The sequence below is a fragment of the Rhodoplanes roseus genome (genome assembly GCF_003258865.1).
GTDB lineage: Bacteria > Pseudomonadota > Alphaproteobacteria > Rhizobiales > Xanthobacteraceae > Rhodoplanes > Rhodoplanes roseus.
This window is the reverse complement of sequence record NZ_NPEX01000961.1, coordinates 1-245: the sequence shown is the minus strand read 5'-3', so window position 1 is coordinate 245 and position 245 is coordinate 1. Positions and strand designations below refer to the sequence as shown.

The following is a 245-nucleotide window of genomic DNA, read 5'->3' as shown; positions in this document are numbered from 1 at the left end:
AACCGTAATGGTTGAGGATCAACACGTCGGCGCCCGAATTCAGGACCGGCGTCAGATACTGCGAGAAATCGCCGGCGCCGAGCGGCGTACGGACGGTCTGAACCGTCTCCCAGCCGAGCTTTTCGGTGGCGTCCTTGATCGATTCTTCCTGCGTCCAGCCCCAGGTGTAGTCGGCCGTCAGATGATAGGCCTTGCGGTCCTTGCCGTATTCCTGGGCGAGGATCGGGCCGAGCGCCTGGCCCGAC

1 protein-coding gene is annotated in these 245 nt (G+C 63.3%); it reads right to left on the bottom strand.

What is annotated here, in order from left to right; all coding sequences use genetic code 11:
• Positions 1 to 245 (bottom strand): ABC transporter substrate-binding protein (locus CH341_RS33180; protein ID WP_146604825.1); only part of this gene is annotated, 245 nt, incomplete at both ends.